The sequence below is a fragment of the Sulfuritalea sp. genome, from assembly GCF_017302275.1.
Lineage (GTDB): Bacteria > Pseudomonadota > Gammaproteobacteria > Burkholderiales > Rhodocyclaceae > Sulfuritalea.
The window spans coordinates 1-26563 of sequence record NZ_JAFLDR010000052.1 but is presented as its reverse complement, the minus strand read 5'-3'; the positions used below and the strand labels follow the sequence as shown (position 1 = coordinate 26563).

Sequence of the window (26563 nt, the reverse complement as noted above, 5' to 3'; positions counted from 1 at the left end):
AAGGCGCCCGCCACGGGCTTGCCGTTGAAGAAAATGCGATTGACGCCGCTGTCGATGAGGTGGTCGGCGCCGTCGCCAGCGTTGATGAGGTAGGTGTCCTCTCCGGCGCCGCCGGTGAGGGTGTCGTCGCCGCCGCGCCCGATCAGGGTGTCGTTGCCGCCACCGCCTCGGAGAACGTCTGCCTCGTTGCCGCCGAGCATGAGGTCGGTTTTGTTGTCGGCGATTTCGGGTGCGATGAGCGCGCCTTGTGTGGGGAGGGTGTAGCGGTCGAATTCTGGCTTCAGGTAGGTCTTGACGGCGCCGAAAGCACTGTATTGGCCCAATTCGGAGAGCACCGCTTTCAGGGCAGTCTCATAGTCGCTCAGTCTGTTGGGGTCAGGAGCGAACTGGATGCCGCCCGGAAGCGACTTGATCAGGTTGTCGAAAAGCGCATTGGTCGCGCCGGTGCGCTTTTCTCCTTCGCCGTAGTAGAGAGCGATGGCGACTTGATACAGGGCCGATTTGAGCTTGGCGTCGGCTCCTACGATATTGCTGGCGACGGGATCAAGCTCGCCGGTGAACTTGGCGATGTCTTCCGCCAGTTTGTCCAGCGGCTTGTTGCCAAGGGCCTCTTGCTGAACCATCAGATTGAGGAAGTTGCGTGCGGGTTGATCTTGCTCCCGATTCGCATAGAGAGGGGATTTGATGAGTTGCTGCAGAAAGTCAGGATTATTCTGAGTGGCGCTTAGCAGTGAGGGCGACTGCAGCAGGGCCACCAACAGCCGCATGTCATGGAGGTCAATTCCGCTGGGACCGATGGCTTTTGGATCAATCTCGGTTGGCGCTGGACCTGCTATCTCGGAGCTGCTGGCCAGCCCGAGACCGCCGACCACGATACCCGCCAGAGGGCCTCCGACAACGGTTGCCAGGCCGGCGACATAGAGCGGGAAGTTGCGCAGGATTTCGCCCTTGACGTAGGTATGGCGGACACGGCTTTCGCGTTCGTAATTGGTCACGCCGGGCACATAGCTGGAAAACTCGGGGGCCAGTGCGGCGAGGGAATAGTTCTTGGTCAGCTCCGACTTCAACGCATTCACCACGCTGGCAGTCGTGGCCGATTGTTCGAAGGGCGCTTGGTCGAAGGTCCAGGCATCTTTGTCGAAATACACCGCCATCAGGGAGGCCAAACCTCCCCCCAGACTATGGCCTGTGAAGCTAATCGTTCCGCTGAGACTTCCATCTGGATTGGTGATGGATTTGCGTACATCAAGATAGAACTTGGCCGCATCGACGATCTGGGCGGCCAACGAAGTCCCCGTGGCGCCGGGAATGTTTCCATTCTTCCAATCCAGCGATTTCATGCCCGGTTCGGATGTGGTGCCAGCATAGGCAATGACGATTTCGTTGCCATTCTGGTAGGCGCGGGCGAGGAAACCGGTTAACGTAAGGTTTCTGCCGTCCAGGACCGGCCACTCGGCTGGAGGCCGGATTGCATTTATTGGATTGACGACGTTGATTGATTCCGCGTAGGCACTCGCTGCAAACACCGCGTATTGAGAATCGGTTGGCATTTCTGTCTCCTTATTGAGTGTTACGGCTGGCAGCTACTAGCGTCTTTGCCAACTAGAAATATATCGGGCGTGGCATCCGTGATGACTTTCCTACTTCGACACGCGTCACAACTTCCCTTCCATGCATAGCTTTCGCTCACCCGCTTCCAGCCTAATCGTTCCTTTTCAGAGCGCAACCCGCTGTCGTTCCATTTGCCGGTGGCCTTGTCCGTGATCGTGATCAAGCCTTGCGGGTCGGTGGCTGTTGATCCGCCCTTGGTCTGCATCAGCAGATTCCACACCGATGCATTGGGAAACTCCGCGTGCGTGATCCGTTTCCACTGCAAGCCTTCCCAGGCAAAATACAGCGCGTCGGTTGGTGGGTAGCTGTGCAACATGCATTGGGAGCAATCCGAAATCGGCACATGCATATATGCCTTACCATCGACGATATCGAAGATGTCGGGTTTGTAACCCGCTTTGGACTTCCAGTGGATATTCATAGGCGGATAGCAGATCTCCTGGTACTCGTCGAAGCCTCGCTTCTGCGTTGGAAAGCCTGACTCAGTGAGTTCAACGTGCCGCTGAATTTGGATCACCTTGCCGTCAGAGAGTTTCACTTCTTCCTTCCATCGGATGTGTTCGCCGCCCAGGCCGACACCGGCGCAGCCGCCAAGGATCAGGCCCGCACAAAGGTCGATTAGCGTCTTGTAAAGATTTCTCATGCGGCAACCCTCCATTCGATATTCGCGCAGGCGATATCGCCGTATCGCGAGTGCCGACTCTCTTTCGTTTCCAATAGTTGCCAAGGCTTGTCGATGATGTCGTTGCCGGCGCCGCCGGCGATGCGGTCATCGACGCTGGTGCCGGTGAGGTTGTCGTCGCCGGCCGCGCCGTCGATGTCGAAGCCCAGGGCCAGCAGCTCGGCGTAGCTCATCGTGCCGCCGTCCTCGAATTCGATGCTGTCGACGGGCCGCGTCGCCAGTGCGTCGTTGGCGTCGAAGCTGTCGAAGTGGATGATGTCGTTGGGGTCGGCCCCGACCTGCAGCGCCAGCGAGCCGAGCTTGAGCTTCAAGTCCGTCGCCGCGATGCCTGGGCCCAGGCCCAGCACGTTGCCGACGCCGCCGGTGGCGACGCGGTCGGTGCCGTCGCCCCTGGCGTAGAGGATGCGGTTGTTGTCGCCGGTGGCGGAGAGGCTGTCGTTGCCGAGCCCGCCGGAGAGCGTGGCGTTGCCGCCGGTGGTGGCGAGGGTGTCGGGGGCACTGCCGCCGAGCACGATGGGCTTGCCCTCGGAGTCGGTCGTGCGCAGCACTCCCGCGGCGTGGCGCCCGACGAACTGATGATGGGTAAGCGTCTCGCCGCCGATCTCGAAGCGTTCCACCGCGCCGGCGAGTCCGTCCGCGATGGCCAGCGAATCCGTCGCGCCATAGTTGATCAGCAGCACCGCGCCACCATTGGCGGCGCTGACCCGCAGGCTGCCGGCGGAAATGCCGTCCAGCTTCACGGTATCGCGGCCGCCGCCTGGAGTCTCGAAGATCGCATCGATCGAGCCATCGGCCGCAGGCCCACCGTCACCGGCGCGAAACACGTAGGTGTCGTCGCCCGCACCGCCGGTGAGGGCTTCGACGCCGGTTCCGCCGATCAGCGTGTCGTTGTCAGCGCCGCTATCGAGGAGGTCGTCGCCTTTCCCGCCATCGAGACTGTCCGCGCCTGCTTCGCCCAGTAGTTGATCCACCCCGGCGCCGCCGATCAAGGTGTCGTTGCCGCCATAGCCGCGCAGGTAGTCGTCGCCGTCTTCGCCGTCCAGATAGTCCGCGCCTTGGTTTGGGGCGGGGGTGTCGTCGGTGTCGCCGAAGAGTTGGTCGTTGCCTGCGCCGCCGAACAGGCTGTCGTTGCCGCCATCGCCCTTGAGGAGGTCGTTGCCGTCCTCGCCGTCTAGGTAGTCGTTGCCATGTTTGTCATAGGCCACGGCGCTGCTGTCGCCTTCGAGGCTGTCGTCGCCGGCGCCGCCGAACAGGATGTCGTCCCTGCCGTAGCCGTACAGGCTGTCGTTGCCATCCTCACCATCGAGATAGTCGGCGCCGTGGTAATCCGCCGCCACGCCATTGCTGTCGCCGATCAGGACGTCATCGCCGACCCCGCCGAAGAGTTCGTCGGCGCCGCCGTCGCCAGAGATGAAGTCGTTGCCATCGCCGCCGTCGATGTAGTCGGCGCCGTGGAATTGATCGAGGGTCCAAGTGACCAGGCCCGGCCCGCCCTCTGGCGCAGCGAGGTCGCCCAGGGCGCCGTCGCCGCGCAGGTTGTCGTCCCCATCGCCACCCTCGATCCAGTCGTTGCCGGCGTCGCCGACCAGAATGTCCTTGCCGCCCTGGCCTTCGACGAGGTCGTCGCCGTCGCCGGCAAAGACCCAGTCGTCGCCCTCGCCGGCGTCGATGACGTCGGCGGCATCGTCCACCACATGCGGCGTTGGGGCCACCTGGACACGCGTGTCGTCGGGCGCGACACCGATCAGCACGGGCAGGGTCAGCCGGCCTTCGTTGTCCCGATGCAGCATCTTCACCTGCGCGTCGGCGAAGTGCTGGTAGTCCAGCGGGCCTGCGGAGCTGTCGAGCCTGACGATCAGATTCCCGCCGCCGAAAATGAAATCGTCACCCGCGCCGCCCTTGATGACATCCGCCCCCTGGCCGCCATCGACCAGGTCCATGCCTTCGCCGCCATCTAGCAGGTCATCTCCCGCGCCGCCTTGCAGGGCGTCGTCACCAAGGCCTCCTTCCAGCGAGTCGTTGCCCCCAGAGGCGATCAGGATGTCGTCGCCCTCTTCGCCATAAAGAACCTGGTTGCCATCACCGTTCCTGAGGATGTCATTGCCGGCGCCGCCGTAGCCGATGTCGCCATCGAAGCCCAGTTCGATGAGGTCGCTGCCGCCGTAGCCATACACCTTCTGGTTGGGACCGCCGGCGACCAGGCTGGCGCCATGAGGCGGGGTGCTCAGTTGGCTGTTGTCGCCCTCGGGGGTGCCGGTGAGGTCGGTGAAGGTCCGCGTGTCGGTGCTGTCGGAGAGGGTGAGGCCGAGTTCGGAACTCTTCCAGTTTTGGAGGATGACCCTGGCGCCGGCCGGATCGGTGATCTCGAGCCTGCCAGGTTCGCCGGGCTTGCCGATGAAGTGGATGACCAACTCGGGTCGGGCGCTGCTGGTGTAGCGGCCGCGTTGGGTGCCGTCTCGGGTAAGGGTGCCGGTGAGCTCGGCACCGGCGAAGATCAGGCGGCCCAGGCCGTCGCTGTCGTGGACGGTGTCGGTCCCCCGGCCGGCGCGGTAGGTATCGGTGCCGTCCCCGCCGCGAAGCAGGTCGTCGCCGGCGCCACCTTCGAGGTAGTCGTCGCCGTCGTGGCCGCTGAGGGTGTCGTTACCGGCGCCACCGTAGAGACGGTCTGCGAGGTCGCGCCCGGTGAGGGTTTCGGCCTCGTCGCTGCCGAAGATGTATTTGCGGACGGAAGAACCTTCCAGCCGGCCTTGCTGGATACGGTAGCCGCTGGCCATGTCCTCGTAATAGACGTCGGCGAGCTTAACGATGGCGTCGTCACCGCTGCCTTCCTTCGCATCCGGGTTGTAGGGGTTGAGGTTTTCTGCGTTGAACCCGGTCTTGCGCGCAAGAAACTCGGCACGGTCGGCCAGCCATTCGTCGCTGATGCGCAGGCCTTCGCGGGCCTTGCCGGCGGCCAGATCGGCGAGGTCGGCTTTCCAGTCGGCGTAGGCGCCCTGCGGGCCGAAGGCGGCGTCGCGATCGACTTCGGACAACGGCGGGGTGGCGCCGAAGACGAAGGGGCTGAGTCCGACCAGGGCGGCGTAGGCGAGGTAGTCCGTGCGGGCGATTCCGGCGAGATCGCCGGTGGCTGGATCGAGTGTGAGGCGGCCGGCGAGCCAGCCGTAGGCTTCGCTGCCGACGATGTCCCGAAGCTTGGCATGGAGCCCATCGCGACCCGCGTAATTCCTGCCGCCGACGGTCGTGTCGGCTGTATCGGCCCAGGTATTGCCGTTCAGGTTGCCGTTGAGGCGATCAGCCTTCTTTTGCGGGCCGAGGATCAGATCGGCCAGGGCGTTGACGGTGTTTTCCAGGACGTCGCCTTCGGCCTTTCCTTGGCCGCCGTTGCTCTCCACCTTGCGCCAGGATGCGTTCTTGAGGATCGTTGTGAGGGTTCCAGTGGCCGTCGGGCGTTGCGCCGGTGCGACGAGGTTGAGGAGTGCGTCTTGAACCTTGAGTGAGTCGACGATCAGCACCAGGCTGTGGTTGTCGGCGAAGTTGTTTAGGTCGTATTTGTCCTGCAGCAGGTTGATCTCGAAGCCGGTCAGGCCCCGAACGAAGGTCCCGACAAAGTTTCCGCGCGTCAGCGGCTGGTCTTCGATGAAGAGGTCGACGTTCGTCCCATGGTGAAAACCGGAGTTGGCGACTGCCGACCAGGGGGGCGTGGTGGTTTCCTTGCCGACCAGATCCCACTGGTTGGTTAGCGGCGGATCGCCGAGGGTCTTGCTAAGCACGCTCAGTTTCGATTCCGTGCGCTGACCGGCGAGATAGACGGCGAGGCGGTAGTCGAGGGTCTGGGCGAGGATTTCCGTGGCGGGCACGACCTTGGGCGCGGTGTCGGTCGCGCCGCCGGAGGTGAAGTTCTTGATGCGGTCGGCTTCGGCTTGCAGGCTGAGGATGGCGTCCAGGGACTTTTGCAGGGGACGCGTTTCGCCGTCGAAGATCAGGCGGTCGGCGTCGTTGTACATCGTTCGTTGGCCGGCCAGCGCGGCCTTCGCTTGCGCCGCCGTCCAGGTCTTGTCGGCCAGGTTCAGGCGCAGGGCGTCGTAGAAGTCGCCAAGCCCGGCCAGCGAGAAACCAAGTGCGGCCTTGATGCTCGTCGGGTTCGTGCGCAGATCGTTGAAGTAGCCGAGCACGCCTTGCAGCGTGTGGCCCGCCTTCACCTTGCCGACGCCGGCTCCGTTGAAGGTGACGACTTGCGCGGCCGCCCCCGGATGCAGCAGGTTGAAGGCGGTGGCCAGGTGGCCGCCGAGGCTGTAGCCGGTGACGGAGTAGGTCTTGCCGCTGAGCACGAGTTGGCCATCGTTGTCGCGCTTGTCCAGCAGTTCGGAATACCACGCCTCCATGTCGGCGATCTGGCCCCAGGCCCAGCCCGTGTTGAAGACCTCCAGCGTGTTGGTGGCGGCGCTGTCGCGAATGGCGTCGTCTACGAATTCGGTGCTGCGGAAGGAAATGACAAGTTCGCCGGTTTCATTGTTCTTGAACAACGTGCCGGAAAATCCGGTCGTGGTGTTCGGGCGTTGGTCGACGACTTGCCATTCGCTGGCAAACTTGGTGGCTTCGGATTCGGTGAATTTGCTGGCGTGATCGTTGCCTGTCTTGAGGGCATTGATGTAGTCCTGTCCAGTTAAAGGCACTCCGATCGGAGTTACAAGGAAAGCCTCTGCCGCCATCTGTAGGTTGGCGAACTTTAGGAACTCAGCGGTGTTTGGGATTGCCATGGCTATTTCTCCTGAATTGGCTTGAGGACGCTTTCGACGAAGTCCTGTGTTTGTCTCATTTGCGCGGCAGAACTCGGAACAACTACGACCGGGTCTGGAAATCGGTGGAAATCAGGACATGCATTCCTCGCTGCATGCAACCACGGCGATCGCCCACCGAAGGTATTGCCCTGCCCGCGATCCGTCATGTACCCGATGCGCTCGGCCATGACTTCGTTGGTTTGTAGGTCGATCACGCGCAGCGAACTACCGGCGATCCAGTAGTCGCGCTCTTCGCGGGTCGAGATGTCGTCGTAAGTCACGCCGTAACGAGGGGCGGGGCCGGGGGCGGGGACTCTTTCGAGGACGAAGGCATAGATGTTGAGATCGAAATTGGGATTCCTTGCGAGATCAATCTGATGATTTGGCGTGTTTGGATTCTTCCGCCCGACGGGCTTCATCGACCCGGTGTAACGGTAGCGTTTGCCGTCTTTCTCGTCGAGGGCTTCGACGTAGCGGTAGCCACGTCGTTCGGGCCACCCGGGCTTAGTCTGTTTCGGCCGCATGGTGTCATAGCTTCCGCGAACGAAAGAAATGATGTAGCCATCTCCGTCCAAGTCGCGGCCATAAGGATCATCCATCCGATATTGGTCGCCATAGTTGATTCCACTGGGCCGCAGCTTCATCAGGAACACGCTCTCGACGTTCTCCGCCGTACGGTGGATGAAGACCCCCGCCTTCTTGCAGCGCTCGACAAACATCGCTTCGGCTTTCGCCAGGCGCGCCTTGGGGTCTTCCTTGGCGGGCGGCGTTTGCGCGCAGGCCGCCAACGATGTTGCTGCTGCCAGCGCCACCGCGAGTTGCCGTATCCATTTTGTGGTCATGCTGCGATCCTCCACACGTTGTTGTTTGCCGCACCCACTGCTGAATCGCCGTATCGCCAGCACCGACTTTTGCAGGTGATTTGTAGTCGCATGTTGGTGTCGCCCTCGTTGCCTTCCCGCCCGTCGCCGAGGAAGGTATCGGCCAGTGGCGTCCCGCTGCTGATGGTGGCGCCGAGCAGCGCGGCATCCCAGATCATGTTGATGTCGTCCGCGAAGCGGACCTGCTCGATCCGGGTCGCCCCGTCCGCCCCGACAAAGAAGTTCTTCAGCAGGATCGAGTCGGCGGACGCCGTCCCGTCCGCCTGCAGGATGTCCAGCTTCAGATGCGGGAAACCCGCCAGGCCGCCGCCGGTCGCAACACGGTTGAGGATGACATGCCCCGGCGCGATGCCCTCGCCCAGCTCGATGATGTCGATGTCGCCCGGCAGGGCAACGCTCTCGATGATCGTGTCGGCCCCCGCGCCGCGGTTGAACACATAGGTATCGCTGCCCGTGCCGCCGGTCAGCGTGTCGTTGCCGGCGCCGCCGGTCAGCATGTCGTTGCCGCCCTGGCCGTCGATCTGGTCGGCCCCGCCCAGGCCGTCGATCGCCTCGGCATCGGCGCCGCCGGTCAGCGAATCCGCCCCTTCCGTGGCGATCAGGCTGCGCGCCAGCAGGGTCGTGCCTTCCCACACGGTATTGTCGGCAAAGCGCACCCGCTCGATGCGGTTGGCATCGCTGGCGAAGTAGTTGAGGAAACGCAGCGTGTCCGCGGTGCCCTTGATCGCCAGTTGCACTTCGCTGGCATTGCGCGTCACGACCACATCCTCCGGCAGTACGTCGGCATCGAGTTCCACCGTGTCCACATTGCCCGGCGTGGGGTCCTCGTCGAAGATCACGTCCTGACCCGCGCCGCGGCCGAAGCGGTAGCTGTCGTTGCCGCCCTGCCCCTGTTGCACGTCGTTGCCGGCGCCGCCGTCGAAGCGATCCTCGCCGCTGCCGCCCACCATCGAATCGTTGCCGGCGCCGCCCAGGAACATGTCGTTGCCGTCGCCGCCTTGCAGCGTATCGTTGCCGTCGCCGCCGTCGAGCGTGTCGTTGCCGGCGAGGCCGAGCAGCGTGTCGGCGCCGGCCAGGCCCAGGATCGTGTCGTCGCCGTCGAAGCCGATGATGCCGTCGTTGCCCGCCGTCGCCAGGCCTTCCAGGATGCGCTGGCGGATGTCCGGCTCGGTCCACACCGTGCCGCCGAAGAACTCGACGCGCTCGATCCGCGCCGCCGCGCCCGCCCCTGGGGCGTAGGCGCCGGTGACCTTGACCTGATCGGTGGTGCCGACGATCTGCAACACCAGGTCGTTGCCCGTGCGCAGCGCCTTGATCTCGGCGGGCGCGATCCCGGCGTCCAGTCGCAGGATGTCGGTCGATAGCGCATCGCCGCCCTCGGTAATCGTGTCGGCCCCGCTGCCGCGGCCGAACCGGTAAGTATCGCCGTCCGCCCCGCCCTGCATCAGGTCGGCCGCCGCATCAAAGTGTCCGCCGTCCAGGGTATCGGTCCCGGCGCCGCCATTGAGCGTATCCGCCCCTGGTAAATGGGCAGCATCGGATTAGCTTTCAGTCACAAATCTCACCTGCAGCGGAACCTCCTCAGTTGCAAGACACAAACTCCGCCCCCCGCGTACCACCAGCGCCAACTTTTTACTATCCCTACCCCACCGACCTGCCCCGCGCCTCCACGTTCCAAATCGTCTTCGCGTATTGCCCTATGGTCCTGTCCGACGAGAACTGGCCCATGCCGGCGACGTTGAGGATGGCCTTGCGGACCCAGGCTTGCGGGTCGCGGTAGAGGGCGCCGACCTTTTCCTGGCAGGCGATGTAGGCGGCATAGTCGGCCAGCAGCAGGTAGTGGTCGCCGTGGTAGGTGAGGTTGTCGAACACCGGCTTGTAGCGGTCGCGGTCCTCGGGCGAGAAGAAGCCGTCGCGCAGGGTGTCGAGCGTCTGCTTGAGTTCGGCGTTGGTGTCGTAGTGGGTCCAGGGGTTGTAGCCGGCGGCGTAGGCTTGCGCGACTTCATCGGCGGTGAGGCCGAAGATGAAGATGTTCTCGGCGCCGACTTCGTTGCGGATCTCGACGTTGGCGCCGTCCAGCGTGCCGATGGTGAGCGCGCCGTTCAGCGCCAGCTTCATGTTGCCGGTGCCGGAGGCCTCGGTGCCGGCGGTGGAGATCTGCTCGGAGAGGTCGGCGGCGGGGATGATGAGTTCGGCGTTGGAGACGTCGTAGTTGGGGATGAAGACGACCTTGAGCCGGCCGCGCATCACCGGGTCGTTGTTCACCACGTCGGCGACGTCGTTGATCAGGCGGATGACGAGCTTGGCCATGCGGTAGCCGGGGGCCGCCTTGCCGCCGAAGATCACCGTGCGCGGCGTGGCGTCGCCGCCGGCGCGCAGGCGGTTGTAGAGGGTGATGACGTGCAGCACGTTGAGCAGTTGGCGCTTGTATTCGTGGATGCGCTTGATCTGCACGTCGAACAGGGAATCGGGATCGACCGCGATGCCCAGCCGCTGGCGGATCACCTGCGCCAGGCGCGCCTTGTTGTCGCGCTTGACGCGCACGAAGGCGTCGCGGAAGGCGGCATCGTCGGCCAGCGGCGTCAGTTGCCGCAACTGGTCGAGGTCCTTCAGCCAGCCCTTGCCGATGCGGCTGCCGATCAGCCGCGCGAGGCCGGGGTTGGCCTGATTGAGCCAGCGCCGCGGCGTGACGCCGTTGGTCATGTTGACGATCTTGCCCGGCCACAGGCGGTGGAAGTCGGCGAAGATGGTTTCCTTCATCAGGCGGGTATGGATCGCGGCGACGCCATTGACCTTGTGGCTGCCGACGATGGCCAGGTGCGCCATGCGGATGCGCTTGCCCTTGTTTTCGTCGATCAGCGACATGCGCTGCCACAGCGCCGGGTCGCCGGGATAGTGGTGCATCACGTCCTTGAGGAAGCGGTGGTTGATCTCGTAGATGATCTGCAGGTGGCGCGGCAGCACGCGCTCGAAGAGGCCGACCGGCCAGGTTTCCAGCGCTTCCGGCATCAGCGTGTGGTTGGTGTAGGCGAAGGTGCGGGTGACGATGTCCCAGGCGCGTGACCACTCGAAGCGGTGCTGGTCGATCAGGATGCGCATGAGCTCGGGCACGGCGATCGATGGATGCGTGTCGTTGAGCTGGATCGCCACCTTCTCCGGCAGCTTGTCGAGCGGGGTTTCCGACTTGGCGAAGCGGTAGAGCATGTCCTGCAGCGAGGCGCTGACGAAGAAGTACTGCTGCTTCAGGCGCAGCTCGCGGCCCATTTCGGTGGTGTCGTCGGGGTAGAGCACCTTGGACAGGTTCTCGGACTGGTTCTTGTCCTCGACGGCGGCGATGTAGTTGCCTTCGTTGAAGTAGCGCAGGTCGAAATCGCGGCTGGCCTTGGCCGCCCACAGCCGCATGTTGTTCACCGTGCCGGTGTCGTAGCCGGGGATCGGGTAGTCGTAGGCCATGGCCATGACGTCGTCGGAATCCACCCACTGGTGGCGCCTGGCGCCGTGCTCGTCGGTGAACTCGACCACGCGGCCGTGAAACTTGACCTGGTAGAGCACCTCGGGGCGCGGGAATTCCCAGGGGTTGCCGTAGCGCAGCCAGTTGTCCGGGTGTTCGACCTGCTGGCCGTCCTCGATGCCCTGGTGGAACATGCCGTACTCGTAGCGTATGCCGTAGCCATAGCCGGCGATGCCCATGGTCGCCATCGAGTCGAGGAAGCAGGCGGCCAGCCGGCCGAGGCCGCCGTTGCCCAGCGCCGCGTCGGGCTCGACTTCGGCGATGGCTTCCGGCTTGACGCCGATTTCGCCCAGCGCGGCGAGCGCATCGCGGAATTCCTGCTCGGCGCAGATGTTGAGCATGCTGTTGGTCATCGCGCGGCCCATGAGGAATTCCATGGAGAGGTAATAGACGCGCTTGCGGTCCTCGACGTAATAGCTGCGCATGGTTTCCATCCAGCGCTCGATCATGCGTTCGCGCACCACGGCGGCGGCGGCATGGAACCAGTCGCGGTCGGTGGCGGTGATCGGGTCCTTGCCGATGGTGTAGATCAGCCGGTTGTGCAGCGAGCGGCGGATCGAATCGGCATCGAGCTTCGGGTGGTCGAGGTCGGGCAGGGCGGCGGGCTTTTTCATCGGAGCGTTCCCATGCATGCGATACGAACATGATACTCGCGGGGTGCGATGAGGTGCCGCGCGGGTGGGCCGCATTCGCCGAATCCACCGGCAATGCGGAGGAAGCCGGCGTCAGGCCGATACGCCGCCGCAGGCGGCCGGCATCCTGGTCAACGTCAACGCGGGTGCCGCCCTCAGCTCGCCAGCCCCCCGCGCCAGCACGCGAGCTTTTCCCCGAAGCTCATGCCGGCGTGGGCCGGGCTGGTGGAAGGCAGCACCACGGCGACGAAACCCATGGCTTCGACCTCGCGGATGCGCTTCGCCGCCGTGCGGCCGTTGAAGCAAATCCGCCGTAGCGCCGGCGCCGACTTTTTGAGTTCGGCCAGCGGATTGGGCACCGCATCGCGGATCGCCGAGTCGAGGCTGCCGGCCCGTGCGCAGGAGGCGAACACGTCCCATATGGCGATGCCGGCCGCCTGTGCCGCGGCAAGGCGCGCGGCGTAGTCCATATCCTTCAGCGGCTGCCCGATCACCGCGCCGACGATGCGCCAGAACTGGTTCTGGGGATGGGCGTAATACTGCTGCGCGGCGAGCGAGGCGGTAGACGGAAACGAGCCCAGGATCAGCACCCGGGCTCGTGCGTCTATGACGGGCGGCAGGCCGTGGAGAATCACAGCCGCCCGGAAATCGGCCCGTCATTCCGGCGTAAGCCGGAATCCAGAACGATCAAGGCGCTGGACACCGGCTTTCGCCGGTGTGACGACACGGTTGGTGCCGTCCTAACCGCCGCTCATCTCCAGCATCAACTGGTTCATGCGCTTGACGAAGGTGGCCGGGTCGTCGAGCTGGCCGCCCTCGGCGAGCAGGGCCTGGTCGAACAGCACCGCCGCCCAGTCGTCGAACTTCTTCTCTTCGTATTTCAGGCGCAGCACCACGGGGTGCTTGGGGTTGATTTCGAGGATGGGCTGGGCGTTGGGCGCCTTCTGCCCGGCGGCCTTGAGGATGCGCGCCAGGTTGCCGGACACGTCGTGCTCGTCGGCCACCAGGCAGGCCGGGCTGTCGGTCAGGCGGTGGGTGACGCGCACTTCCTTGACCTTGTCGCCCAGGCTCTTGCCGATTTTCTCGGTGAGGTCCTTGAAATCGCCGGCTTCCTTTTCGGCTTCCTTCTTCTCGGCTTCGTCCTCCAGCTTGCCCAGGTCGAGGCCGCCCTTGGCCACCGAGACCATTTGCTTGCCTTCGAACTCGGTGAGGTGCGACACCACCCACTCGTCGACCCGGTCGGAGAGCAGGATGACCTCGATGCCCTTCTTGCGGAAGACTTCCAGGTGCGGGCTGTTCTTCGCCGCGTTGAAGGTCTCGGCGGTGACGTAGTAGATCTTTTCCTGCTCCGGCTTCATGCGGGCGATGTAGTCCTTGAGCGAGACGGTTTCGTCCGGCGTATCGGCCAGGGTGGAGGCGAAGCGCAGCAGGCCGGCGATCTTGTCCTTGTTGGCGAAGTCCTCGCCCATGCCCTCTTTCAGCACCTTGCCGAACTCGCCCCAGAACTTGGCGTACTTTTCCTTTTCGGTGGCTTCGTCGCTGCCGGCCATGCCATCGAGCAAGCCCAGCACCTTGGCCGTGCAGCCCTTGCGGATGGCCTCGATGTCCTTCGATTCCTGCAGGATCTCGCGCGAGACGTTGAGCGGCAGGTCGGCCGAATCGACGATGCCGCGCACGAAACGCAGGTAGGTCGGCATCAGTTGCTCGGCGTCGTCCATGATGAAGACGCGGCGCACGTAGAGCTTGATGCCGTGCTTGGCGTTGCGGTCCCACAGGTCGAAGGGCGCGCGCGCCGGCACGTAGAGCAGTTGCGTGTATTCGGTCTTGCCCTCGACGCGGGCGTGGGTCCAGGTCAGCGGGTCCTCGAAATCGTGGCCGACGTGCTTGTAGAACTCCTTGTACTGCTCTTCCGTGATCTCGCCCTTCGGCCGCGCCCACAGGGCCGAGGCCTGGTTGACGGTTTCGTCCTCGTCGGTGGGCACCTGCTTCTTGGCTTCCTCGTCCCACTTCTCGCCCTTCATCACGATGGGCTGGACGATGTGATCGGAGTACTTGCGGATGATGGACTTCAACTTCCAGGCCGAGAGCAGGTCGTCCTGGCCTTCGCGCAGGTGGAGGGTGATTTCGGTGCCGCGCGCCGGGCGCTCGGCCATTTCGATGCTGAATTCGCCCGCGCCTTCGGATTCCCACAGCACGCCCTGCGAGGGCTCGACCCCGGCGCGGCGGGTGCGCACCGTAACCTTGTCGGCGACGATGAAGCTGGAGTAGAAGCCGACGCCGAACTGGCCGATCAGGCTGGCATCCTTCTGCTGGTCGCCGGAGAGCTGGGAGAAGAATTCGCGCGTGCCGGACTTGGCGATGGTCCCGAGGTCAGCGATCACTTCCTCGCGGGACATTCCCACGCCGTTGTCGGCGATGGTCAGCGTCTTCGCTTCCGGGTCGAAGGCGATGCGTATCCTGAAGTCGGAATCGCCCTCGAACAGGGCGGCGTTGTGCAGGGCTTCGAAGCGCAGCTTGTCGCAGGCGTCGGAAGCGTTGGAAATCAGCTCGCGCAGGAAGATCTCGCGGTTGGAGTACAGCGAGTGGATCATCAACTGCAGGAGCTGCTTGACCTCGGTCTGGAAGCCGAGGGTTTCCTTGGTGGCGGTGGCGGTGGCGTCGGACATGCGTAAACCCCTTGATAGACGAAAGACGGATGGAAATCCTTGGCGCGATATGGGGGCGGCAATGGCCATTTCAAGGGCAGTGCCATCCCCGGCCGCCGGGCCCTGCCTGCCGTGCCGGCCGCGCCGACTTTTTCGGCATGCCAGGATGCGCCGGCCTCCCGACAACGGGCCCGGCATGCACAATACCGCCGCCCTGCGGCACCGGAGAACCCTGGATGGACACCCCTGAACTTGTCGCCCTGCGCGACGCCCTGCTGCCGCTGGCGCACGCCGCCGGCGACGCGATACTGGCCGTGTATGCCACCGATTTCGCGGTGCACGGCAAGGCCGACGCCTCGCCCGTCACCGCGGCCGACGAACGCGCCGAGGCCGTGATCCTGGCCGGCCTGGCGCGCCTCACCCCGGACATTCCCGTGGTGGCAGAGGAAGCGGTGGCGGCCGGCCGCATCCCCCAGGTGGGAAGGCGCTTCTGGCTGGTCGACCCGCTGGACGGGACCAGGGAATTCATCAGCCGCAACGGCGAATTCACGGTGAACATCGCCCTGATCGAGGACGGCCGGCCCGCGCTGGGCGTGGTCTTCGCCCCCGCCCTCAACCGCCTGTTTGCCGGGGCCGCTGGCGCCGGCGCCTTCGTCGAAGAACGCGGCGCACGCCGCGCCATCGCCTGCCGCAAGGTACCCGCCACGGGCCTGACCGTGGTCGCCAGCCGCTCGCACGGCGACGCGGCGGCGCTGGAAGCTTTCCTCGCCGGGCGCAGGGTGGCCAGCCAGGCCAATGCCGGGTCGTCGCTCAAGCTGTGCCTCGTCGCCTGCGGCGAGGCCGACGTCTACCCGCGCCTGGGCCGCACCATGGAATGGGACATCGCCGCCGGCGACGCCGTGCTGCGCGCCGCCGGCGGCCGGGTGTGCACCCTCGACGACACACCGCTGGGCTACGGCAAGCCGGATTTCGCCAACCCCCACTTCGCCGCCTGGGGCGACGCCGCACCGGCGTGAATTCATGCCGGGCGGCGCTGCGCTTGCCTGGCGGGTGGCCAATGAAAAGTCGGCGCTGGCGGGACGGCGAGTGTCGGGTGGTCGGCCGGAGCGACCTTGCGTCGGTCTTCCGGATCGGTCGGCAACATGTCGTTTCCCTGCCACTCAGCCGAAAATCTCCATGAACACCCGCCCGAGATCGCCGGCGTGGCCCCAGTGGATGGCATCGGGGTCGTGACCGAAATGGTCATCGGCAAATTGCTGCAGCCGTCCCAGCTTGGCGTGGATGGCGGCAGTGCGGGCGAGGTAGGCGTCGCGGGCGGTTTGTTTGGTCTTCATCGTGGGTTCCGCGAGGTGATTGACGACGCCACCATGAACGCGCTGTTCGATCGGGAAGCCAAGCTTTTTCTGATTGCCATGACATGGTGGCGCCAAAATGGCGACAGTGATAGACTGGGCGCCCAGATCATTTTGGAGATTGATATGGGTACCGCAGTTGCCAAGCAGGACCGTATCGGCGCTCGGGTTCCGCACGAGGTGTACGAGACGCTTTGCCGTGCCGCCGAACTGACCGGCGCGACGGTCAATCAGTTTTTGGTGCAGGCAGCGCTGAAAGAAGCCCAGGAAGTCATCGAGCGGGAAGAGGTTATCCGCCTCAGCCCTCGCGATTGGAACTGGCTGCTCGGGTTGATGGAGAACCCGCCCAAGCCTACGCCTAAGTTGAAGGCTGCCATGAAGCGTTATCAGAAAGCCAAGCGAGACGATGCAGGTACTGCCTTTAGCTGGGAGTCATGACCGGCAGGGGTTCGACTGCGGTCGCCATGAACTGAACGACTGGCTGCGGCAGGTTGCGCGCCAGCATCAGGACAAGGGACTATCGAAAACCTTCGTCGCCATCCGTGAGGACGAACCGCCCCGTATTTGCGCCTACTACGCGCTGACCTTGGCCGAACTCGAAATCCGGCATCTGCCGGATGCCTGGCGGAAGAAACTGCCGCGACGCATCCCCGGCGTGCGGCTGGGCCGGCTGGCGGTCGCCCGGCAATACCAGGGCAAGGGGCTGGGCGAACTCCTGCTGGTCGACGCCTTGACGCGGGCGTGTCGCATCTATGCCGAGGCGGGCGGGATTGGCCTGTTCGTCGACGCCCTCGATGAGCAGGCAGCCAGTTACTACCGCCGTTTCGGTTTCGAGGCCGCACCGGATAATCCGCTGCTGCTGTTCCTGTCGGCACAACCCGCAGGCGAAGGACGCCCGAAGGGCGGTCCCGCGTAGCGGGATGCCGTCACGAGCGAAGCGAGGCGGCACAAAGGTCGCGGAGCAAGAATGATTGAAGCGTGAGATGGCGACCAACAACAAGGAAAACGAGCGGGCGGAACTGCACAAGACCATCTGGCGCATCGCCAACGATCTGCGCGGCAGCGTGGACGGCTGGGACTTCAAGACCTACGTGCTCGGCATGCTGTTCTACCGTTTCATCTCGGAAAACCTGACCAGCTACCTCAATGAACAGGAGCGCAAGGCCGGTACTCCTGATTTCGACTACGCACGCTTGAGCGATGCCGATGCCGAATTCGGCCGTGCCGAAACGGTGAAGGGAAATGGCTTCGACATCCTGCCTTCCGAACTGTTTGCCAACGTGCGGACCCGCGCCCGGCATGACGCCAACCTCAACGAAACTCTGAGCAACATCTTTGCCGACATCGAAGGCTCGGCCACCGGCAGCGACTCGGAGAACGACATCAAGGGGCTGTTGACGACCTCGACGTGAACAGCAGCAAGATCGGCCCCACGGTTGCCAAGCGCAACGAAAAGCTGGTGAAGTTGCTCGACGCCATCGGCGACCTGCCACTGGCCAGCAGCGAAGATGGGTTTGCGGAAAACACCATCGACCTGTTCGGCGACGCCTACGAATACCTGCTGCTGAAACGCTGCTTTCCGTCAAGAAAAGTCGGCGCTGGCGATACGGCGAATTGCGCGACGCCTACTTCAGCTGCAGCCACACCTCCCCGGCATCCAGCTTGACGGCAAAGGTCTTGGCGCAGCCCTTGTCGGGCGCCACGGCCTCGCCGTCCTTGAGGCCGATCTTCAGGCCGTGCAGCGGACAGGTCACCGCATTGCCGTGCACGATGCCTTGCGACAGCGGCCCGCCCTTGTGCGGGCATTTGTCGTGCAGGCCGAAGACCTGGTCGGCCGCGGTGCGGAAGATGGCGATGTCGCCCTGGCTCGACGCCACGACGCGGCTGCCCAGCGGCGCGATGTCGTCGAGCGCGCAGACCCTGATCCAGCCGGTCACGACACCACCTCCGCTTCCCTGATTTCGATGACCTGGTACTCGCGGCGCACGGCGGGCTTTTCCACCGCCTCCCGCCACGGGTCTGCGTAGTCCTTGAGGGCGAACAGCAGGCGCTCGTACAGCGCCTTGCGCGTCAGCGGATCGCTCACCACCGCCGCCTTGACGTGGTCGAGGCCGACGCGGGCGACGTAATGACAGGTGCGTTCGAGGTAGAAGCCTTCCTCGCGATAAAGCTGGAGGAAGGCGGCCGAATATTCCTTGACCTCGTCGTCGGTCTTCACCTTGCACAGGAACTGGGCGACCTCGGTCTTGATGCCGCCGTTGCCGGCGACGTAGATCTCGTAGCCGGAATCGACGCCGATCACGCCGATGTCCTTGATGCCGGCCTCGGCGCAGTTGCGCGGGCAACCGCTGACGGCGAGCTTGACCTTGTGCGGCGAGCCCATGCCGAACAGCATCTTCTCCAGCTTGACACCCATTTCCATCGAGCGCTGCGTGCCGAAACGGCAATGCTCGGCGCCGACGCAGGTCTTCACGGTGCGGATGCTCTTGCCGTAGGCGTGGCCGGAAACCATCCCGGCGGCCCCGAGGTCGGCCCAGACCTTGGGCAGGTCTTCCTTCCTGATGCCGAGCAGGTCGATGCGCGCGCCGCCGGTCATTTTCACGGTTGGCACCTGGTATTTCTCGGCGATGTCGGCGATCACGCGCAGTTCGGCCGGCGTCGTCAGGCCGCCCCACATGCGCGGCACCACCGAGAAGGTGCCGTCCTTCTGGATGTTGGCATGCGCCCGTTCGTTGACGAAGCGCGACTGCGGATCGTCCTTCGCCTCGCCCGGCCAGGTCGAGATCAGGTAGTAGTTGAGCGCTGGACGGCAGGTGGCGCAGCCGTCGGGCGTCTTCCAGTCCATGTAGTGCATGGTGCCGGGGATGGTGAGCAGGTGGCGTTCGCGGATGGTCTGGCGCACCACGCCGTGCGAGTGGTCGGTGCAGGCGCAGATCGGCTTCTCCTTGGCGTCCGCCGGCGTATAGGCGCCGCCGATGGTCGAAGCGAGGATCTGCTCGACCAGGCCGGTGCAGGAACCGCAGGAGCTGGAGGCCTTGGTGTGCTTGCGCACGTCGTCGAGCGTGAACAGGCCCTGGCTTTTGATCGCCTTGACGATGTCGCCCTTGCAGACGCCGTTGCAGCCGCAGACCTCGGCCTCGTCGGGCATCGAGGCGGCCTTCGAGACGCCGGCATGGCCGCCGTCGCCGACGTGGTTCTGGCCGAACAGCAGCTGGTCGCGCAGCTCGCGGATGTTCTGGCCGTCCTTGACCAGCTGGAAGTACCAGCCGCCGTCGGCCGTGTCGCCGTAGAGCACGGCGCCGACCAGGGTGTCGTTCTTCACCACCAGCTTCTTGTACACGCCGCCGGCGGCGTCGTTGAGCACGATCTCGTCGGTGCCCGGTCCGCCCATGAAGTTGCCGGCGGAGAAGAGATCAATGCCGGTGACCTTGAGCTTGGTCGAGGTCACCGAGCCGGTGTAGCGCGCGATGCCGAAGTTGGCCAGGTGGTTGGCGCAGACCTTGGCCTGCTCGAACAGCGGCGCGACCAGGCCGTAGGCGATGCCGCGATGCGCGACGCATTCGCCGACGGCGTAGATGCGCGGGTCGTAGGTCTGCATGGTGTCATTCACCACGATGCCGCGGTTGCAATGCAGCCGCGCCGATTCCGCCAGCGCGGTGTTGGGGCGGATGCCGGCCGCCATCACCACCAGATCGGCGGGGATTTCGAGGCCGTCCCCCGGGTCGTAGCCCGGGGCAGGCTTGAAGCGAATCGCCGCTACCCGGCCCGACTCACCGCCGAGCAGCGCCTCGGTCTGCTTCTCCAGCAGGAACTTGAGGCCGCGCGCTTCCAGCGATGCCTTCAGCATGTCGGCGGCAACCTTGTCCAGCTGGCGTTCCATCAGCCAGGGCATCAGATGCACCACGGTGACATCCATGCCGCGCAGCTTGAGGCCGTTGGCCGCTTCCAGGCCGAGCAGGCCGCCGCCGATCACCACCGCGTGCTTGTGCGTGGCGGCGGTGGCGATCATCTCGTCGGTGTCCTTGATGTCGCGATAGCTGATCACGCCCGGCAGGTCGTTGCCGGGCACCGGCAGCATGAAGGGTGTCGAGCCGGTGGCGAGCAGCAGGCGGTCGTACTCTTCCTCGGTGCCATCGGCGGCGACCACCTTGCGCGCGACGCGGTCGATCTTCGTCACCAGCTTGCCGACATGCAGGCGGATGCCGTTGTCGGCATACCAGCCGAGCGGGTTGAGGATGATGTCGTTGATGGTCATCTCGCCCGCCAGCACCGGCGAGAGCAGGATGCGGTTGTAGTTGGGGTGCGGCTCGGCGCCGAACACGGCGATGTCGTAGAGGTCGGGCGCGAGCTTAAGCAGCTCCTCCACGGCGCGCATGCCGGCCATGCCGTTGCCGACCACTACCAGTTTCTGCTTTTTCATTTTTTGCACCCTTTGCGAAGATCGATGGACGTCGCTTATCTATCAGCAAGGCGTGTGCCAGCGCCAAAACCCTGCGTATTGGCACCAAATCGCGGGTACGGCGAACTTGTTCGCACCACATCGACTCATTTCGCTGCTGCGGCGCACCATAAGCGTGCGCAACGCCGCCATTCGGCCCCCGTCCGATTCGTTCCGCATCACCGGAATGGCCGCCAGACGGGGATTTTCGCGCGTGGCACGATCGCTGCTAAGGAACCGTTGCCCTGGCAAGGGTGCCGCAAAGACCGTCCCGCCGAACCCGGCGACTCGAGCATTTCCGGCCGCCACCCCCTTGCCAGTTTCTCGATTCCACGAAAGGAAACATCATGGCTTACCTGGCACCTGCGGAGTTCGTCACCAAAATGGTGGATGCGGGCGAATCCAAAATCTACATGGCGACGCGCGACGTGCTGATCCGCGCCTACATGGCCGGGGCGATCCTCGCACTGGCGGCGGTGTTTGCGGTAACCGCCACGGTGATGTCGGGCTCGGCGCTGATCGGCGCTATCCTGTTCCCGGTCGGCTTCTGCATGCTCTACCTGCTGGGCTTCGACCTGCTCACCGGCGTCTTCGTGCTGACGCCACTGGCCTGGCTGGACAAGCGGCCTGGCGTCACCATCCCCGCGATCCTGAAGAACTGGGGCCTGGTGTTCACCGGCAACTTCCTCGGCGCGCTGACCGTCGCCTTCATGATGGCCTTCGTGTTCACCTACGGCTTTTCGACCTCGCCCGGCGAAATCGGCGCCAAGATCGGCCACATCGGTGAAGCGCGAACCCTCGGCTACGCCAAATACGGATTCGCCGGATGGATGACGATTTTCATGCGCGGCATGCTGTGCAACTGGATGGTGTCCACCGGCGTAGTCGGCGCGATGATCTCGACCACGGTGAGCGGCAAGGTGATCGCCATGTGGATGCCGATCATGCTGTTCTTCGCCATGACCTTCGAGCACTCGGTGGTGAACATGTTCCTCTTCCCTTCAGGCCTGATGCTGGGCGGCAACTTCTCCATCCTCGACTACTTCATCTGGAACGAAATCCCGACCGTCCTCGGCAACCTGGTTGGCGGCCTGGCTTTTACCGGGCTGACCCTCTACTCGACGCACTTCAAGACCGCGCCCAAGCGCAGTTTCAGCTGAAACGGATCATCCCGGATGCGCCCCGCCCTGCACCGGGGCGGGGCTTCTTTGGCAGGAAAAATGTCCGCTGAACTCAAACTATCCATAGGGCAGTGTTCCGACAAGGGGCGCAAGGAAAGCAACCAGGATTTCCATGGTGTCTGCCTGCCCAGGGAACCGCAACTGAGCGCCAAGGGCGTCGCCGTGGCGCTCGCCGACGGCATCAGCAGCAGCGATGCCGGCCGCGCGGCGAGCGAGTTCGCGGTCGGCGGCTTCCTCGAGGACTACTACAGCACCTCCGATGCCTGGTCGGTCAAGACCTCGGCGCTGCGCGTGCTGGGCGCGACCAATTCGTGGCTGTACTCGCAGACGCAGCAAGGCCAGGGGCGCTACGACAAGGATCGCGGCCATGTCTGCACCTTCAGCGCGCTGGTGCTCAAATCGACCACCGCGCATGTGCTCCATGTCGGCGACGGCCGCGTGTACCTGCTGCGCAACGGCGCGCTGGAACAACTGACCAATGACCACCGCGTCATCGTGGCGCAGGACAAAAGCTACCTGAGCCGCGCGCTGGGCATCAATTCGCAGCTCGACATCGATTACCGATCCCTGCCCATCGAGCAGGGCGACATTTTTGTCCTGGCCACCGACGGCGTGTACGAGCATGCCGAGCCCTCGTTCTTCGCCGATGCGATCGCCCGCCATGGCGACGACCTGGACGCGGCGGCCAGGGCGGTTGTCGACGCCGCCTTCCGCCGCGGCAGCCGGGACAACCTGACGATCCAACTGGTGCGGGTGGATACCCTGCCGGTAAAGGAACTCGGCGAAATCTCGCGGCAATTGTCCGAGCTGCCGCTGCCGCCGCTGCTCCAGCCGCGGATGGAGTTCGATGGCTACACGATCGTCCGCGAGGTGCATGCCAGCAGCCGCAGCCACATCTATCTGGCGATCGACGGCGAATCCGGGGCCCGGGTCATCATCAAGATTCCGTCGATCGACCTCGGCGGCGATCCGGCCTACCTCGAAAGCTTCCTGATGGAAGAATGGATCGCGCGGCGCATCGAAAGCGTCCATGTGCTGAAGGCGCCCCCGCAGACCCGCAAGCGCAACTACATCTATGTCGTCACCGAATTCATCGAGGGGCGGACGCTGGCGCAGTGGATGATCGACAACCCGGCGCCCGACCTGGAAACCGTGCGCGGCATCCTCGAACAGACCGCGAAGGGCCTGCAGGCCTTCCACCGGCTCGAAATGCTGCACCAGGACCTGCGCCCGGATAACATCATGATCGACGGCGCCGGCACGGTGAAGCTGATCGACTTCGGCTCGACGCGCGTCGCCGGCATCGACGAATCCGCAAGCCGGAACGAACGCAAGCAGATGGCCGGCACGCTGCAATATGCCGCGCCAGAATATTTCCTCTGGGAAGAAGGCTCGACGCGGTCGGACCAGTATTCGCTGGGCGTGATCGCCTATCAAATGCTGAGCGGGCGCTTTCCCTACGGCACCGGCGTCGCCAAATGCCGTACCCGCGCCGAACAGAACAGGCTGAAGTACGCCTCGCTCATGGAGTGGCGCCGCGACGTGCCGGCCTGGGTCGACGGCGCGATCAAGAAGGCCGCGCACCCGAACCCGGAAAGGCGCTACGAGGCGATCTCCGAGCTGCTGCACGACCTGCGCCATCCGAACCGGGCGTTCCAGTCCGACCGCCCGCCGCCGCTCATCGAGCGCAACCCGCTGGTGTTCTGGAAGCTGCTGTCGCTGATCCTGTTCGCGCTGGTGGTGGTCCTGCTCGCAACCCACCCGATCACAGGCACCTGAGGCCGGGGGCAGCCAGGGCAGCCTTCAGCCGGTGCTCCAGCTCCTGGGCTTCCTCATGCCGGCGATCTTGCAGGCCTGCTTGACGTAGCCGTAGGGAAACAGCTCGAACACAAGGTTGCGCGAGCCGCCGATGCTTGCGGCGAGGTGGCGGGTAACGAAGCGCACGTCGGGGATCACCTGGTGCTCGGCGAAATATTCGCGCATGTAGCGGATCGCCAGCCAGTGCTGCTCGCCGAGCTCGATGCTTTCCTGCCGCGCCAGCACCCGCGCCAGGTCTTCGCTCCAGTCGGCCGGATCGAGCAGGTAGCCCTGGTCGTCGCAGGCCGGCATCGTGACTGCCGATTCCATCGCACCCTCCTTGTCGCACGCCGCGTCAATGCATCATGCCGTGATAAAAGCATACTATGATATTTTGGCGGCGGGTGGACACGGGGAGGCGGCATGGCGCGCGCAACGATGGGCAAACGGGAATTCGAGACGCTGTCGGCCTTCCGCTACCGGCTGCGCCGCTTCCTGCGCTTTTCCGAACAGGTGACGCGCAGGAACGGCATCACGCCGCTGCAGTACCTGCTGCTGCTGCACGTCAAGGGCTTCCCCGGGCGCGACTGGGCCACCGTGGGCGAACTGGCGGAGCGCCTGCAGGCGCAGCACCACGGCGTCGTCGCGCTGATCTCGCGCTGCGAGAAGCTGGGCTGGGTCGAGCGGGTGCAGGGCGCGGCCGACCGGCGCGAGGTCGAAGTGCACCTCACCGCGCGCGGCGAACGCATGGCGGCGAAGATGGCGCGGCTGCATCGCGACGAACACCTGAATCCGGGCGGCAGCTTCCTGCTGCCCGAGCTGGCGAACCTGGGGGAGGACTGAGATGGCCGCCAGCGACCCGCTGCAACTCGCCGCCGCCGTACGCAGCGCCTGCGTGCAGGCCGCACTGGACGGCTACGAACGGGCGCAGATCGCCGGCCTGTGCCAGGAAGGCGCCTGGGAAGTCGCCGTCGATGCGATACGCATGGTCGACCTCAAGGAAATTCTGCGGCAGACGGCGGCGGACTCGTCTCCGCCGCCTCCTCGCGGGCCTTCTTCTGCCTGAGGCGCTGGTTCTTGTCGTCGTTGGCGAACACGAAGCGGCCATGCAGCACGCAGCCTTTCATGCCCGGATCGCAAGGCAGGTCGTTGACCTTGCCGCAGCGGTCGTCGGTTTCGTGCGGGCAACCCCAGGCGCCGGCCATGATTCGCCTCCCGTCCGCGCCGGCGCTAGGCGCGCACCAGCAGCGCCTTGAGGCCGCGCGGCGACCGCACCAGGTCGGCCAGGGTGTACTCGTCCAGCGTCGCGTACAAGGCCTCAAAGGCGCGCGACAGCACGGCCGTGAGGCGGCAGACCGGCGCGATGCGGCAGATCGCGGCGTCGTCGGACAGGCATTCGACGATCGGCGCGCTGCCCTCGCTGGCGCGCACGATCGCACCCAGCCGGATGGCCTCGGGCGCGTGCGCGAGACGGATGCCGCCACCCTTGCCGCGCACCGATTCGATCACTCCGGAGCGCGCCAGCTGGTGCACCACCTTCATCAGGTGGTTTTCCGAAATGTCGTAGGCGGCGGCGATCTCGGGGATCGTGGCGAGCCGGTCGCGGTTCAGCGCGAGGAACATCAGCACGCGCAGGGTGTAGTCGGAAAAGGTGGTCAGTTTCATGTCCGGCAGTTTACGCCAATAAGCAGTAAAAAAGATATTGCTTTAACAAAAAGGCAGTGGTACGATAAAGCTGTATTGATTTTACTGCTTTAAAAAGCCATGACGAAAGAACAAGCCGCCGCCGACGGACCCACCCTCAACGAGCAGCAGGTGCGCGACGTCCTGCGCCAGATCATCGACCCCGAGGTCGGCCGGGACATCGTTTCCCTCGGCCTGGTCTATCGCATCGAGCTCGCACCCGGCCGCCTGCTGATCGAGATGACCATGACCTCGCCGGCCTGCCCGATGGGCGACATGATCATTGGCGACGTCCGCTCCGCGCTGGCCAGGGCCCTGCCGGCGACGATGGTCCCCGACATCCGCCTGGTGTGGGAACCGCCCTGGAACCCCTCGATGATGGACGAAGCCACCAAGCAGCATTTCGGCTGGACCCCCGGCCAGGACCGTTCGCGGTGAGCCTGTCGAACCGTTTCACCCAACCATGGAGGAGCAAGACATGAACAGCACACATAACTTCAAGACCACCGTCGATGTCCGCAGCATCGTTCCGCGCGAGCGCCACCCGCTGATCTTCGGCAGCTTCGACGCACTGTTGGCCGGCGAAGCGCTGCTGCTGGTCAACGATCATGATCCGAAGCCGCTCTTCTACCAGTTCCAGGCCGAATCGAAAGGCGAGTTCACTTGGGATTACCTGGAGTCCGGCCCCGACGTCTGGCAGGTGCGGATCGGCAAGCCGGCCGCCGACAAGACAGCCGCGCCCGTCGGCGGCTGCGGCTGCTCGCACTGAATAGCCGCCGCCATGGCTGACCTGCGTCCCGCCGCCCGCGTGCCGCTGCTGGTGCTGGGCATGCTGTCCCTCGTGGGCGGCGTGCTGGCTGGCCTGGCGCGGCTGGACTGGAACATGCCCGCGGTGGCGGCCAGCGCCGCCGGCGAACAGGCACAGGCACTCGGCGAAGCACGGCAGGCGCTCGAGCTGCGCCCGGACTGGGAAGCGGCAGCCTTGCTCGAAGCACAGATCCTTGCCCAGAAGTCGTCGGCCGAGGCGATCAAGGCGCTGCAACGTTTTGTCGAGCGCAATCCGAAGGCGCGCGAGGTGCAGCTTCACCTGGCGCGTGCGTTGATCAGCGAGAAGCGTTACGGCGACGCCAAGCGTCAGTTCGAGCAATTGCTGGTCGCCTATCCGAATAGCCCGGACGTGGTCTATCCGGTGGCCATTCTGGCGCTGCAGGAAAACGACACGGCACTTGCCGAGAAGCAGCTCAAACACCTGCTGACGCTCGATTTCCAGAACAAGAGTGCCGCCCACTACTACCTCGGCCAGATCGCCGAAGAAGGCAAGCGCCCTGACGAAGCCATGGCCGACTACCGGCAGGTGGGCCCGGGTGAGCAC

The 26563-nt window shown here is 64.7% G+C and carries 24 protein-coding genes and 2 pseudogenes; 12 read left to right on the top strand and 14 right to left on the bottom strand.

Annotation, left to right across the window (positions count from 1 at the left end):
- The 9 genes and pseudogenes from J0M27_RS19280 to htpG all read right to left on the bottom strand — a co-directional run.
- Positions 1 to 1550 (bottom strand): annotated as a pseudogene (locus tag J0M27_RS19280) (hypothetical protein); the annotation flags it as partial.
- A gap of 20 nt (positions 1551 to 1570) precedes the next feature.
- Positions 1571 to 2254: a hypothetical protein gene (locus J0M27_RS19275; RefSeq protein ID WP_294995666.1), complete on the bottom strand. Its 684-nt coding sequence runs from the start codon at positions 2252 to 2254 to the stop codon at positions 1571 to 1573.
- Complete coding sequence (locus tag J0M27_RS19270; RefSeq protein WP_294995664.1) at positions 2251 to 7050, bottom strand: hypothetical protein; 4800 nt, start codon at positions 7048 to 7050, stop codon at positions 2251 to 2253. Before J0M27_RS19270 ends, J0M27_RS19275 begins: the two co-directional genes overlap by 4 nt.
- Before the next feature lie 2 nt (positions 7051 to 7052).
- Entirely contained in the window at positions 7053 to 7913 is an 861-nt protein-coding gene (locus J0M27_RS19265) for a hypothetical protein (RefSeq protein WP_294995662.1), read from the bottom strand.
- Positions 7910 to 9397, bottom strand: a complete 1488-nt coding sequence (locus tag J0M27_RS19260) for a calcium-binding protein (RefSeq protein ID WP_294995660.1) — start codon at positions 9395 to 9397, stop codon at positions 7910 to 7912. Before J0M27_RS19260 ends, J0M27_RS19265 begins: the two co-directional genes overlap by 4 nt.
- 24 nt (positions 9398 to 9421) lie before the next feature.
- Positions 9422 to 9472, bottom strand: a pseudogene (locus J0M27_RS21430) (hypothetical protein); the annotation flags it as partial.
- A gap of 121 nt (positions 9473 to 9593) precedes the next feature.
- A complete protein-coding gene (locus tag J0M27_RS19255; protein ID WP_294995658.1) occupies positions 9594 to 12077 on the bottom strand; it encodes a glycogen/starch/alpha-glucan phosphorylase in 2484 nt (827 codons plus the stop codon).
- Between the two features lie 173 nt (positions 12078 to 12250).
- Positions 12251 to 12730: a DNA-deoxyinosine glycosylase gene (locus J0M27_RS19250; RefSeq protein WP_294995656.1), complete on the bottom strand. Its 480-nt coding sequence runs from the start codon at positions 12728 to 12730 to the stop codon at positions 12251 to 12253.
- 105 nt (positions 12731 to 12835) lie between these two features.
- Positions 12836 to 14761, bottom strand: coding sequence for a molecular chaperone HtpG (gene htpG / locus J0M27_RS19245; RefSeq protein ID WP_294995654.1), 1926 nt, complete (start codon positions 14759 to 14761; stop codon positions 12836 to 12838).
- Positions 14762 to 14976: 215 nt separating this feature from the next.
- On the opposite strand from htpG, the gene cysQ reads away from it, so the two are divergent.
- A complete protein-coding gene (cysQ, locus tag J0M27_RS19240; protein WP_294995652.1) occupies positions 14977 to 15756 on the top strand; it encodes a 3'(2'),5'-bisphosphate nucleotidase CysQ in 780 nt (259 codons plus the stop codon).
- A gap of 144 nt (positions 15757 to 15900) precedes the next feature.
- Here cysQ and J0M27_RS19235 read toward each other — a convergent pair whose 3' ends face one another.
- Positions 15901 to 16074, bottom strand: coding sequence for a hypothetical protein (locus J0M27_RS19235; protein WP_294995650.1), 174 nt, complete (start codon positions 16072 to 16074; stop codon positions 15901 to 15903).
- Positions 16075 to 16107: 33 nt separating this feature from the next.
- Between J0M27_RS19235 and J0M27_RS19230 the strand changes: the two genes are divergently transcribed.
- Genes J0M27_RS19230 through J0M27_RS19215 form a run of 4 tightly spaced genes read left to right on the top strand, consistent with a single transcriptional unit; the run spans position 16108 to position 17758 of the window.
- Positions 16108 to 16530: a DUF1778 domain-containing protein gene (locus J0M27_RS19230; RefSeq protein ID WP_294995648.1), complete on the top strand. Its 423-nt coding sequence runs from the start codon at positions 16108 to 16110 to the stop codon at positions 16528 to 16530.
- Positions 16499 to 17008, top strand: coding sequence for a GNAT family N-acetyltransferase (locus J0M27_RS19225; RefSeq protein ID WP_294995646.1), 510 nt, complete (start codon positions 16499 to 16501; stop codon positions 17006 to 17008). The genes J0M27_RS19230 and J0M27_RS19225 overlap by 32 nt, the downstream gene beginning before the upstream one ends.
- 55 nt (positions 17009 to 17063) lie before the next feature.
- The gene (locus J0M27_RS19220; protein WP_294995644.1) at positions 17064 to 17504 is read left to right on the top strand and encodes a type I restriction-modification system subunit M N-terminal domain-containing protein; all 441 of its coding nucleotides are present in this window, start codon (positions 17064 to 17066) and stop codon (positions 17502 to 17504) included.
- Complete coding sequence (locus tag J0M27_RS19215; protein ID WP_294995642.1) at positions 17501 to 17758, top strand: hypothetical protein; 258 nt, start codon at positions 17501 to 17503, stop codon at positions 17756 to 17758. The genes J0M27_RS19220 and J0M27_RS19215 overlap by 4 nt, the downstream gene beginning before the upstream one ends.
- On the opposite strand, the gene nirD is transcribed toward J0M27_RS19215, so the two are convergent.
- Both nirD and nirB read right to left on the bottom strand, forming a co-directional pair.
- Positions 17718 to 18029, bottom strand: a complete 312-nt coding sequence (gene nirD / locus J0M27_RS19210; protein ID WP_294995639.1) for a nitrite reductase small subunit NirD — start codon at positions 18027 to 18029, stop codon at positions 17718 to 17720. The genes J0M27_RS19215 and nirD overlap by 41 nt on opposite strands.
- Positions 18026 to 20512, bottom strand: coding sequence for a nitrite reductase large subunit NirB (gene nirB, locus J0M27_RS19205; protein WP_294995637.1), 2487 nt, complete (start codon positions 20510 to 20512; stop codon positions 18026 to 18028). The genes nirD and nirB overlap by 4 nt, the downstream gene beginning before the upstream one ends.
- A gap of 365 nt (positions 20513 to 20877) precedes the next feature.
- On the opposite strand from nirB, the gene J0M27_RS19200 reads away from it, so the two are divergent.
- Together J0M27_RS19200 and J0M27_RS19195 are read left to right on the top strand one after the other, a co-directional pair.
- A complete protein-coding gene (locus J0M27_RS19200) occupies positions 20878 to 21690 on the top strand; it encodes a formate/nitrite transporter family protein (protein WP_294995634.1) in 813 nt (270 codons plus the stop codon).
- Positions 21691 to 21750: 60 nt separating this feature from the next.
- Entirely contained in the window at positions 21751 to 23490 is a 1740-nt protein-coding gene (locus tag J0M27_RS19195; protein ID WP_294995631.1) for a bifunctional protein-serine/threonine kinase/phosphatase, read from the top strand.
- Positions 23491 to 23514: 24 nt separating this feature from the next.
- Here the strand turns inward: J0M27_RS19195 and J0M27_RS19190 are convergent, their stop codons facing one another.
- The gene (locus J0M27_RS19190; protein WP_294995628.1) at positions 23515 to 23838 is read right to left on the bottom strand and encodes a TusE/DsrC/DsvC family sulfur relay protein; all 324 of its coding nucleotides are present in this window, start codon (positions 23836 to 23838) and stop codon (positions 23515 to 23517) included.
- A 93-nt stretch (positions 23839 to 23931) separates the two neighbouring features.
- Here J0M27_RS19190 and J0M27_RS19185 point away from each other — a divergent pair, with 93 nt between their 5' ends.
- A complete protein-coding gene (locus tag J0M27_RS19185; RefSeq protein ID WP_294995625.1) occupies positions 23932 to 24351 on the top strand; it encodes a MarR family winged helix-turn-helix transcriptional regulator in 420 nt (139 codons plus the stop codon).
- Between the two features lies 1 nt (position 24352).
- Complete coding sequence (locus tag J0M27_RS19180; RefSeq protein WP_294995622.1) at positions 24353 to 24574, top strand: hypothetical protein; 222 nt, start codon at positions 24353 to 24355, stop codon at positions 24572 to 24574.
- Positions 24575 to 24738: 164 nt separating this feature from the next.
- Here J0M27_RS19180 and J0M27_RS19175 read toward each other — a convergent pair whose 3' ends face one another.
- On the bottom strand, positions 24739 to 25173 hold the full coding sequence (locus J0M27_RS19175) for an Rrf2 family transcriptional regulator (RefSeq protein WP_294995620.1): 435 nt from the start codon (positions 25171 to 25173) through the stop codon (positions 24739 to 24741).
- A gap of 99 nt (positions 25174 to 25272) precedes the next feature.
- Between J0M27_RS19175 and J0M27_RS19170 the strand changes: the two genes are divergently transcribed.
- From J0M27_RS19170 to J0M27_RS19160, 3 genes are all read left to right on the top strand, one after another.
- Entirely contained in the window at positions 25273 to 25629 is a 357-nt protein-coding gene (locus tag J0M27_RS19170; RefSeq protein WP_294995617.1) for a metal-sulfur cluster assembly factor, read from the top strand.
- Positions 25630 to 25669: 40 nt separating this feature from the next.
- The gene (locus J0M27_RS19165) at positions 25670 to 25960 is read left to right on the top strand and encodes a DUF2249 domain-containing protein (RefSeq protein ID WP_294995614.1); all 291 of its coding nucleotides are present in this window, start codon (positions 25670 to 25672) and stop codon (positions 25958 to 25960) included.
- Between the two features lie 12 nt (positions 25961 to 25972).
- A partial coding sequence (locus J0M27_RS19160; protein WP_294995611.1) for a tetratricopeptide repeat protein occupies positions 25973 to 26563 on the top strand: 591 nt, incomplete at its 3' end.